The organism is Micromonospora tarensis (assembly GCF_016803395.1).
GTDB classification, from domain to species: Bacteria; Actinomycetota; Actinomycetes; order Mycobacteriales; family Micromonosporaceae; genus Micromonospora; species Micromonospora tarensis.
Genome location: NZ_JAEVHL010000224.1, coordinates 1 through 10,714 on the forward strand (window position 1 = coordinate 1; position 10,714 = coordinate 10,714).

Sequence of the window (10,714 nt, forward strand, 5' to 3'; positions counted from 1 at the left end):
GGCGGGCGGGGTGGGTCGGGGAGGGGTCGTCGGGGGCGGGCTGGTCGGCCGCCCGGCAGGCCGACCTTGCCGACCCCGGCCTGCGCGGTCACGACGGCCTTGATGTCGCAGGCGGTCGTGATGGTGTACGGGTACGGCGGGTTGCTCACGCTGCCGCCGGTCTCACCCGTGCCCGAGTTGATGAGGCAGTTGTTGCGGGCGACGAGCCGACCAGGGCCGGAGTCGGCCTCGGCCAGGTGGTACGGGTCGTCGACGTTCTCGAAGTAGTTGCCCTCGACGATCACGCCCGAGTTCTCCGTGGCGGCGACGCCGTAGTCGCCGGTGTTGAGGTAGTAGTTGCTGTAGACGTGCACCTGGTCCCCGAAGCGCACCCGGGGGTTGCGCTGACGGGTCTCGTCGAAGAAGTTGTGGTGGTAGGAGACCTTCAGCCGCCCGGTGTCCTGCGCCGCGTTGCCGTCGTCGTGACCGAGCAGCATGTTCTTGTTAGTGCCATCGGCGTGGTTGTAGGACACCGTCACGTACGACGAGCCGCGCTTGATGTCGAGACCACCGTCCGAGCCGGTCGTCCAGGTGTTGTGGTCGATCCAGATGTGGTGGGAGAACATCTGCACGTTCATCGCGTCGTCAGCCCAGTTGCGGAAGTTGAGGTTGCGCAGGATGACGTTGTGCACCGCGTTCGCGGGTGGGCTGGTGACCGCGTTGTCGATCGGCAGGCCGATGTTGAGACCGCCGCCGGTGAAGCCCGAGTTGGCGCCGAGCCCGACGATCGTCTTGTCCGAGCTGACGTCGTGCATCGGGCCGGGCAGCGCGATCAGCCCGCTGACCTGAATGATCTTCGGGCCAGTCGATGCGGCCTCGGCGACGAACTGCGCAGCGGTGGTCACCGTGACGGTCGGGCCGCCTGCGCCACCGGTGGTGCCGTTCTGACCCCAGGCGTCGACCGAGGCCCAGCCGTCGGCCACGTTGGGGCCCGGGTCGCCGGGCGGGTCCGGCGTCGGGTCGGTCGGGTCCGGCCCGGGCGCGGCGCTGGTGACCTGGACGTTGTCGACGTTCGCGCTGGCGTTGAACGTGGCCACGCCGATCCGACCGCTGGCGTACTGGCTGTCCGTGGCCTCGGTCAACAGCGTGCCGTTGACGTAGCCCTTGAGCGAGCTGCCGGCGACGTCGATCCGCAGGGTGTACGCCGTACCGACGGTCACCGTGGTGGCGGCGCTGTCCAGCGTGGTGCTGGAGCCGCCGCTCAGCCGCTTGAGTTCGACGGTGTTGTTGCTGCGCAGTGCGAGGTAGTAGTAGCTGGTGCTGCTCTGCGCCCGAGCCAGCAGCGCGACGAAGCGGTTGGAGCCGTTGAACGCGGTGGGCTTGACGCTGGCCTGGACCGAGTAGTCGGTCCAGCTCGCGGTACCGGCCAACGAGCGGGCGTCGCTGCTGGTGCCGGACTGCCGGTAGACCCGGGAGCCGTCGGTGGCGACGACCAACTGCCACCGGAGGCGGTCCATCCGGTGGAGTTGCCGTCCTCGAAGTCGTCGGTGAAGAGGGTGTCGGCGTACGCGCCGGTGGCGCTCATGCCGAGGACGAGCGCGACCGCGGCGAACGCGGCCCCGATCGCGATCAGGAGACCTTGGCGATGCCTTCGCCAGGTGTCGATGGTTTGCACGGAACCTCCTTGGTGGTGGGTTGCCCGGGGGCGGGCCTTTCCGCATCGACCGACATCGATGTATTTGGTCGGTCGGATCCCCGATGGTTTGGGGCGGTGGGGGGCCGACCGGGCGCTCTGGCCCCCCACCGCAGCTCCTAGTAGCCGAGCTTCCCGGTGCCGGAGCCGGCCGTGACGACCGACTTGATGGCGCTGGGGTCGGTGGCGGTGTACGGATAGTAGGTGCTGGGCTCCTGCACGGAACCACCCGCGTCACCCGGCTCGCTGGTTCCGGCGAGCACGTTGTTCCGGGCGATTAGCCGCCCCTTGGACCCGGCGTAACTGATCGACCAGGGCACCTCGACGTCCTCGAAGTAGTTGCCCTCGACCACGCAACCGGAGTTGAGTTGGCAGGCGACCCCGACGTCGGTGTTGTAGACGAAGTAGTTGTTGAAGATGTGCACCGGCTCGCCGAAGCGGACCCGGGGGTTGCGCTGCGGGGTCCGGTCGAACCAGTTGTGGTGGTACGTCACCTTGAGGTAACTGGTGTCCTGAGCGGCGTTGCTGTCGTCGTGCCCGAGCAGCATGTTCTTGGTGTGGTGATGGGTGTGGTTCCAGGAAACCGTGATGTAACTGGCGCCGCGTTTGATGTCGATCAGCCCGTCGTAGCCGTACGCCAGGTCGTTGTGGTCGAGCCAGATGTGGTGCGAGAACATCTGCACGTTGATCGCGTCGTCCACTGTGTTGCGGAAGTTCAGGTTGCGGACAATCACGTTGTGCACCGCGTTGGCCGGCGGGCTGGTCGCGGTGCTCACCGGCAGGCCGATGTTCAGGCCCCCGCCGGTGATGCCCGAGTTGGCGCCCACGCCGACGATCGTCTTGTCCGAGTTCACGTCGTGCATCGGGCCGGGTAGCGCGATCACTCCGCTGACCCTGATGTTCAACGCGCCGGCGGTGCCGATCGCGGCGAGGAACTCGGCGGCGGTGTCGACGGTGACAGTGGGACCGCCCGCGCCGCCGGTCGTGCCGTTCTGGCCGAGCGCGTTCACCGACGCGAAGCCGATCGGCGGCGCGCCCGGATCCAGCGGCGGCTCGGCCGGCGGCAGCGTCGGCTCGCCCGGTGGTTCCCCGGGGCCCCCGGTGTCCGTGTCCACGGTGACGTCGTCGAAGGAGGCGCTGGCATACGACGTGGCGAGCCCGGCACGGCCGGCGGCGAACGTCGAATCGGTCGCCTCGGCGACCAACGTGCCGTTGACGTAGCCGCGTAGCGCGGAACCGACAGCCTCCAGGCGGAGGGTGGCCCACGTGCCGGTCGCTACGCCCCCGGCGGCGGAGGCCAGCGCCACGGGCTCACCGCCAGCCCGCCTGAGCAGCTGTACGCCGCCGCTGGCGGTGACCGCCAGCGCGTAGTAGCTGCTGCTGCTCTGCGCTCGGGCGATCACCCCGACGTGTCGGTTCGTGCCGCCGAACCCGGTTGGCCGCACCCGGGCCTGCACGCCGTAGTCCGTCCAGCCCGGGGCGGAGGTCAACGCCCGGGCGTCGCTGCTGGTGCCGGACTGACGAAAGGCCAGAGAGCCGTCGGTCACGACGGACCAGCTGCCCCCGGACCGCGACCAGCCGGACGAGTCGCCGTCGGAGAAGTCGTCGCTGAACAGCGCGTCGGCGAACGCGGGCGGGCTGGCGATGAGCACCGCCGCAGCGGCGAGCGCGCCGACGCTCAAGGCCGCGGCGGTCAGCCGCAGACCCGGTTGGCCGCGGGTGTGCGTCGAATCCATTGTGGACCTCCTTGGTGGTGGCCGCTCGGCCCGGAGGGGAGTCGCCCTGGCCGGGATGGTGGCCGGAGGCGAACGGGCACGGAAAAGCGGTTGGGTGAGGGCGCGGGGGTGTTCCGGCGATCGGCGTCGGGTAATCACTGGGCGACGCATCGCGGTCGTGGTGAACCTGTTCATTGCTAGGCGTCCGCCGGGATCGACCAGAGTGCCGGCTGCCGTAACTGATGTGAAACACGCTGTGCATCGACGGTAGGCAAATGCGGTGTTGAGAGTCAATAAATGACGTGTGCAGTTATGTTGCAGACAATTTTGGCAATGCGTGATGCTCGGCCGGCGACGGCCGAGCTGTCGTGCGTTCGCTGTCATTCCTGCCGACCGTTACGGCCGGTTGTCTGCGGTCAGCCCTCCTCGCATTCGCGGCGGCTGTCGCCGTCGCCACGGCGGCTCCTGGGGAGATCCGGTGTGTGCGACCGCCCGTCGTCGTGCCACCGCCCGAAGCTGAATGACATCGATATTCACCTCCGGGAGACTGCAAAGGTTTGCAGCGACGAGACCATAGAAGCTAGATCAACGTCAATGCCCGTGGGCAACCTGCGGCATTTATCCGAATTGATGGGTGGCGACTCCGTGTGATCGTGCGCGATGCCGAGGAGATCAATAGCTTGGACCATGATCTTTTGCGGCAACCGTTTGCAGCAAACGCCGTCACAGTGATTGACATGGATGAATCAGGGTGCCTAGCATGAGGCCCGGAAAGCGCTTTCCAAGCCCACCTTCCACCGCCCCGGATCGGCTGCGATCCGGCGTTGGTCCGTGCCCCCGCCGCGCCCACGCCCTGGTGTGCCTCCGAATCGGGCCCGGTCCGCCGAGGCGGCCCGTCGGATCGCCCGCCCGGTCCGCCGTCCGCCGTCCGCCCTGCGAAAGGCAGCAGTCAGATGGACCCCATTCGACCCCGCTCCGCCCGGCCGCGCTGGTGGTCAGCCGCCGCCGTCGGCCTCGCCGCCGTTCTACTCACCCCACCCGCGCTGGCCAAAGCCGCCCCCGTCGCCGTGCGGCCGAACCCCGTCACCACCGCCGTCGCCGGTCCTGCCGACGGGTTCGCCAGCGTGGCCGCGCTCGGCCAGAACGGGACCACCGGTGGTGCGGGAGGACCCACCGTCACGGTCACCACCACCGCGCAGTTCCTGGATCACATCGCCCGGCCCGGGCCCTACGTCATCCAGGTCGCCGGCACGATCAACCTGCCCGCCGGCAGCAGCGACGGAATGCACAACGTCGCCTCCGACAAGACCATCATCGGGCTCGGCGCCGACGCCACGCTCTCCGGCGGCGGCCTGAACATCGGTGTGCCGGTCGACGACGACGTCACCGCACCCCCGACGAACGCCGTTCACAACATCATCATTCGCAACCTGCATCTGACGGGCGCCAGCGACGACCTGATCAACGTGCAGATGTTCTCCCATCATGTCTGGATCGACCACAACGAGTTCTCCAACGGCGATGACGGCGCGGTGGACATCAAGCGGGGATCCGATTTCGTCACCGTCTCCTGGAACCACTTCCATGACCACGACAAGACCCTGTTGTTGGGTCATGACGAAGATGCCGGGCCGCAGGACATCGGCCGGCTGCGGGTCACCTATCACCACAATTTCTTCGACCGCTCCGACCAGCGCAACCCCCGGGTCCGGTTCTCCGCGCTGGCGCACGTTTACAACAACTACTACTACGACAACAGCTACGGCGTGGCCTCCACCTACGACGCGGCCGTGCTGATGGAGAACAATTATTTCTACTCCGTCAACAATCCCGGACGGGTGGACTTCAGCGGCGACCTGGGCCGCATCGTGGCGCGGGGCAACATCCTCGTAGCCTGCAACCATCCGATCGAAACCCGCGGCACCGTCCCCGATCCGCGCGGGTACTACCCCTACCAGCTCACGCCGGCCGCCGACGTGCCGACCGCGGTTCCGGCCGGCGCCGGAGTGGGCAAGGTGGCGTCGACGCTCGCCGGCTCGCCGAACGCGGCACCGGCCAGTCAGCCGGATGGGTTCGCCAGCGTCGCCGTGCTCGGCCAGAACGGCACGACCGGCGGCGCCGGTGGGCCGGTGGTCACGGCGACCAACGCCGCGGACTTCCTCGACTACATCGACACCATCGGACCGATGGTCATCCAGGTCAGTGGCGTGATCCGGATCAGCAGCAAGCAGGGGGTACGGCCGAACAAGACCATCATCGGCATCGGAAGCGCCGAGATCACCGGCGGTGGCCTGGACTTCTACCGGTCGTACAACGTGATCGTCCGCAACATCAACTTCACTGCGGCCGAGGACGACGCGATCAACGTAGGACAGAATTCGCACCACATCTGGATCGACCACAACCGCTTCGCCGGAGCGGTCGACGGCTCGGTCGACATCGTGCGGGGCGCCGACTACGTGACCGTCTCCTGGAATCACTTCGACCATGCGGACAAGAGCATGCTGATCGGGCACTCCGACGGAGCGGCATCCACCGACACCGGCCACCTGAAGGTGAGCATCCACCACAACTTCTTCGACCACAGCCGCCAACGCCACCCGCGCGTCCGGTTCGGCGAGCCGGTGCACGTCTACAACAACTACTTCCTCGGCAACGCTCTCTACGGCGTCGCGTCGACGGAGAACGCCGGCGTCCTGGTCGAGGGCAACTACTTTCGGGACGTCCCGTTCCCGCTGCACTCCGCGAGTGGGTACGCCGACAGCGGCCCAGGCCGGGCGGTGCAGCGTGGCAACGTCTTCGTCAACTCCGGTCAGCCCGAGACCAGCGGCACTGTCGTCGAGCCGCGTACCTACTACCCGTACCAGCTCGACTCCGCGACGAACGTGCCGGCGCTGGTGACCGCAGGCGCCGGGGTGGGTCGGCTGACCTGACGCCTCAGCGTCGTACCGTCCCGGCTGGTGGCAGATCACCGCCGGGACGGTGCGACAGGGGTGTGGTCCCGGTGACGTCCGTCTCCGGATCGGCCCGCTCAGCGGCGCAGGGTCGCCGACGGCGCCTCACCGAACCGGCTCCGATACTCGGTCGCGAACCGACCGAGGTGCACGAAGCCGTGCTGGAGCGCGACAGTGGTCACCGACGTTCCCGGCTCGGCGGAGCGGAGCGTGCGGTGGGCCGCGTCGAGGCGGCAGGCACGCAGGTACGCCGTCGGCGTGGTGTGCAACTCGCGGCGGAAGCAGTCCTGCAACGTGCGGACGCTCACCCGCAGCGCCTCCGCGATGTCGCCGACGGCCAGTGCCTCACTGTGGTGGTCGGCGATGAGGGCGCAGGCCCGGCGGACCAGGCGTCCGGGGTTGGCCTGCTGGCCCGGCTCGATGAGCAGGTCGGAGTGGCTGTGCCGGTGGGCGAGCAGCAGTTGGCCGATCAGCCCCTGTTCGAACCGGGCGGCGACCTGCGGATGGTCGAACAGGGACCCGTCCGCCGGCTGGGACAGCTCGTCGGCGAGGAACGCCACCCCGCGCGCCCAGGCCCGCGCCGTCGAGGTGGTCATGACCATGCCGGGGTCGAAGCGGACCGGTTCGTCCACCGGGCGGCCCAGCAGCCGGGCCAGTTCCCGGTCGACGGCCCGCCGGTCGGCGTAGAAGATCCGATGCGGTGATCCCTCGGACCACCGCATGTCCGAGGGGTCGTACGGGGACAGCACCGAGGCGAGGTCGGGCGTCGAGGTCACCGTGTGACCGGCGTGGCGCAGCAGCGTGCTGCCGGCGCGGGGAATCTGGACGAGGTAGAAGGTCTCCAGCGCGGGCGGTTGGATGCGCACCGCCTGCCCGTAGTCGAGGTCGATGACCCCCACCCCGCCGGCCCGGCGGGCCGCCATCCGCAGCCGGACGTTGCGCACGCCCGCCTCCGGGGTGAGCCGGTGCGGGCAGAAGACCCTGCCCACCTCGGCCCGAGCCCGGTCGACGTCGTCCGTCCGGATCGTCACCGCAGCCATCCGACACCTCCGGGCGCCTGATGCGCCGACCCTAAGGCGTGACCGGGCCGACCCGACTCCAAAGCCGTCGACCCGACAGCAGAACACCTCCGGCCGCGTCCGGCGGATACCGGCTGCGCGGAGCGGATAGCGACAGTCGCGGCCCGCTGGTTAGCGTGCGAGCACCGCTGGCGCGCTGCTCGGCGGCGGTTCACCCGTTCGGAGGAGACCATGAGGATTGCCGTCGTCGGCGCTGGATTCGCCGGCCTGAGCGCAGCCAAGGTGCTGCGGCAGAGTGGGTTCGACGTCACCGTCTTCGAGAAGGCGCCGGACGTCGGTGGGGTGTGGAGTAGCACCCGGCGCTATCCCGGCCTGCACACCCAGAACGACAAGGGCACCTATCACCTGTCCGACCTGCCGATGCCCGCGGACTATCCACAGTGGCCGTCGGGCGAGCAGGTCCAGCGGTACCTGGAAAGCTACGTGGAGAAGTTCGCGCTGGCCAGCGTGCTGCGCCTGGCCACGGAGGTGGTCTCCGCCGAACTCGTCAACGACGAGACCGGGTGGTTGATCTCGTCGCGGCCGGCGGACGCCCCGGACCCGGTGACGATGGAACGGTACGACCACCTGGTCGTCGCCAACGGCATCTTCTCCGAACCACTCGTGCCCACCTTCGACGGGCACGCCACCTTCGCCGCCGCCGGGGGGCGGGTGCTGGCGGCGGGGGAGTTCCACGACATCGAGGCGGCTCGCGGCCGGAACGTGCTCGTCGTCGGGTACGGCAAGTCGTCGTGCGACGTGGCGGTCCCGGTGAGCGAGGTCGCCGCCCAGACCCACGTGGTGGCGCGCGAACTGCTCTGGAAGATGCCCAGGAAGCTCGGCGGGGCGCTGAACTACAAGTACCTGCTGCTCACCCGGATGGGTGAGGCGCTGTTCCGCTACCTCAACCTGAGGGGCTTCGAGCGGTTCCTGCACGGCCCCGGCAACGGTCTGCGCCGGAACCTGGTCGACAGTGTCGGCGCGGTCGCCACCCGGCAGCTCAAGCTGCGCGAGCTGGGTCTGGTGCCGAACGGCAGCTTCGAGGACATCGCCCGCAGCACGGTCAGCCTCGTCACCGAGGGGTTCTTCGAGCGCGTCGGCGACGGCCGGATCACCGTGCACCGGGACCAGGTGATCACCGAGTTGCTCATCGACGGCGACCGGCCCGCCGCTCGGCTGGCCGACGGCACGGTGCTCGCCGCCGACCTGGTGATCTGCGGCACCGGCTTCCGCCAGCAGGTGCCGTTCCTCGCCGACGCGGTGCTGGCCCGACTCCAGGACGAGGCGGGCAACTTCCTGCTCTACCGCCAGATCCTGCCGATCGGCGTGCCGCAGCTGACCTTCGCCGGTTACAACTCGTCGTTCTTCAGCCCGCTCAGCGCGGAGATGGCGGCGGTCTGGACGGCCGCGTACCTGCGCGGGGGGATCACCCTGCCGACCGAGGAACGGATGCGTGCGGAGGTGCGGGCCCGGCTGGCCTGGATGACGGCGCGCACCAACGGGCGGCACGCCCGCGGCACGAACATCATCCCGTTCTCGATGCACAACATCGACGAGGTGCTCGACGAACTCGGGCTCAACCTTGGTCCGCTGACCCGGGCCCGGCAGTGGCTGTTTCCCGTCGACCCACGCTCCTACCGTGAGGTGACGGCACGCATGATCCGGCGTACCACCGAGCGGTTATCCGCCATCGACGCCACAGGCGACATGAATATGGATAAAGTACGCAGATAACGACAGGTGGGCCGGTCGGCGAGGAGGCTCCGTGCTGACGCGCACCGCGCTCCGGGGGCTCGGGGACAGCCGGAGCCCGAACTCGGCGACCGTCCTCGAGCTGCTGTTCGACATCGTCTACGTCTTCGCGCTCGCCCGCCTCGCCGGGCGGGTCGCGGACGACCTGACCATCGTCCGGCACACGTTGCTGTCCGAGGCGGGCCAGACGGTCCTCTTCTTCACCGCGATGTGGATGATCTGGTCACTCAACGCGCTGCTGGCCAGCACCTACGACCCCCGGCGCCCTGATCTCCAGGCCGTCCTGCTGGCGACGATGTTCGGCACCCTGGTGCTGGCGGTCTCGTTGCCGCAGGCATTCGGCCAACGCGGCGTCATCTTCTCCTGCACCTACGTGATCATCCAGGTCGGCCGACCACTCTTCCTGGCGTTCGCCCTGCGCGGCCACCCGGTGTACGCGTTCTCGATCCGGGTGCTGACCTGGCACCTGGCGTCCGGCGTGCTCTGGATCAGTGGCGGCATCAGCGGTGGCCTCGGTCGAGGCGTCTTCTGGACCCTGGCGCTCGCCATCGAGATGGTCGCGCCGCCATCACCTACCCCCTGCCCCGGGTGGGCGGGCGGCAGCTCAACAACCTGGGGGTCAGCGTCTCGCAGGCGCACCTCGCCGAGCGGTACAACCAGTTCTTCATGATCGCGCTCGCCGAGGTGGTGCTCGAGGCCGGTGCCGCGGTCAGCTTCCCCGGCTTCTCGACCGAGGGGACCATCACCCTCGTCGCCTCGTTCGTGGCGGTCGTCTCGTTCTGGCGGATCTACTTCTACCACGTCGGGTCCGGGCCCGCCTCGACCCCGGGCGGGGAGGGAATCTGTCTGTCCCGGTGGGCGAGCTACAGCCTGCTGCTCATCGTCGGTGGCATCATCTGCACCGCAGTCGGCTTCGGGCAGATCATCGAGGACCCGGACCGCCGATCGACTGGGCCCTGGTCGCCATCGTCTTCGGCGGCCCGGTGCTGTTCCTGATCGGGCGGAGCTATCTGGAGGAGGAGAGCCGCACCGCGCCGCGCTGTCGGGCGCTGTACCTCGGCACGGTCGCGCTCGTCGTGGTAGCCCCGGTGATGGTGCTGCTCCCGCCGGTCGCCGTGGCGGCCGTCGCGGCGGTGATCCTGGCCGGCATCACCGCCCTCGACCAGCGCTCCCACCGGCGTGGGTCGGAGACCAACCCGACGCTGTGACAGTCCATTGCGGGCCACCGGCCGACACGCGTATGGTCGTCGGGCACGCCGTCGAGCCGGGAGGAGGTCAGAACAATGTCCGATGTTCTGCGCCCCCTCCGCGCTCCGGCGTCCGCGCGGATCTGACCCGGGGCGCTCGTCACCCGGAGGACCACGCCATGACTGATCTGCTCATCCGTCCGCTCGTCGCGGGCGAGGAACACGTGTTCGAGTCGATGCCCGACCCACTGCCCCAACTGCGTCAGGTCGGGTACGCCGACGGGCTCGCCGGCGGCGGGTACCGGCCCGAGACCACCTGGTCGCGCTGCGCGCCGGCCGGGAGGTCGGCCGGGCCGCCTGGCTGCGCCCGCCGGGC

8 protein-coding genes and 1 pseudogene are annotated in these 10,714 nt (G+C 69.0%); 6 read left to right on the plus strand and 3 right to left on the minus strand.

Translation table 11 applies throughout. The annotated features are described in order from the left end of the window. Together JM949_RS28700 and JM949_RS28705 are read right to left on the minus strand one after the other, a co-directional pair. The coding region (locus JM949_RS28700; protein WP_238434060.1) for a pectate lyase family protein at positions 1 to 1,496 on the minus strand (1,496 nt) is incomplete at its 3' end. Between the two features lie 295 nt (positions 1,497 to 1,791). Beyond that, entirely contained in the window at positions 1,792 to 3,408 is a 1,617-nt protein-coding gene (locus JM949_RS28705; RefSeq protein WP_203151303.1) for a pectate lyase family protein, read from the minus strand. 932 nt (positions 3,409 to 4,340) lie between these two features. Between JM949_RS28705 and JM949_RS37880 the strand changes: the two genes are divergently transcribed. Next, a complete protein-coding gene (locus JM949_RS37880) occupies positions 4,341 to 6,320 on the plus strand; it encodes a pectate lyase family protein (RefSeq protein ID WP_238434061.1) in 1,980 nt (659 codons plus the stop codon). A 98-nt stretch (positions 6,321 to 6,418) separates the two neighbouring features. Here JM949_RS37880 and JM949_RS28720 read toward each other — a convergent pair whose 3' ends face one another. Continuing rightward, on the minus strand, positions 6,419 to 7,381 hold the full coding sequence (locus tag JM949_RS28720; RefSeq protein WP_203151304.1) for an AraC family transcriptional regulator: 963 nt from the start codon (positions 7,379 to 7,381) through the stop codon (positions 6,419 to 6,421). Positions 7,382 to 7,591: 210 nt separating this feature from the next. Here JM949_RS28720 and JM949_RS28725 point away from each other — a divergent pair, with 210 nt between their 5' ends. From JM949_RS28725 to JM949_RS28745, 5 genes and pseudogenes are all read left to right on the plus strand, one after another. After that, positions 7,592 to 9,133 (plus strand): flavin-containing monooxygenase, encoded by a 1,542-nt coding sequence (locus JM949_RS28725; RefSeq protein WP_203151305.1) that lies wholly within the window; start codon positions 7,592 to 7,594, stop codon positions 9,131 to 9,133. 31 nt (positions 9,134 to 9,164) lie between these two features. Further along, positions 9,165 to 9,821: a low temperature requirement protein A gene (locus JM949_RS38675; RefSeq protein WP_203151306.1), complete on the plus strand. Its 657-nt coding sequence runs from the start codon at positions 9,165 to 9,167 to the stop codon at positions 9,819 to 9,821. After that, entirely contained in the window at positions 9,740 to 10,147 is a 408-nt protein-coding gene (locus tag JM949_RS38680) for a low temperature requirement protein A (RefSeq protein ID WP_203151307.1), read from the plus strand. Before JM949_RS38675 ends, JM949_RS38680 begins: the two co-directional genes overlap by 82 nt. Continuing rightward, entirely contained in the window at positions 10,135 to 10,359 is a 225-nt protein-coding gene (locus tag JM949_RS28740) for a hypothetical protein (RefSeq protein WP_203151308.1), read from the plus strand. Before JM949_RS38680 ends, JM949_RS28740 begins: the two co-directional genes overlap by 13 nt. Positions 10,360 to 10,517: 158 nt before the next feature. Further along, positions 10,518 to 10,714: pseudogene (locus JM949_RS28745) on the plus strand (acetyltransferase); the annotation flags it as partial.

Excerpts from the sequence above, each read along its gene's own strand:
- JM949_RS28705 (WP_203151303.1), bottom strand. The coding sequence starts at position 3,408 with ATGGATTCGACGCACACCCGCGGCCAACCGGGTCTGCGGCTGACCGCC.
- JM949_RS37880 (WP_238434061.1), top strand. The coding sequence starts at position 4,341 with ATGGACCCCATTCGACCCCGCTCCGCCCGGCCGCGCTGGTGGTCAGCC.
- JM949_RS28720 (WP_203151304.1), bottom strand. The coding sequence starts at position 7,381 with ATGGCTGCGGTGACGATCCGGACGGACGACGTCGACCGGGCTCGGGCC.
- JM949_RS28725 (WP_203151305.1), top strand. The coding sequence starts at position 7,592 with ATGAGGATTGCCGTCGTCGGCGCTGGATTCGCCGGCCTGAGCGCAGCC.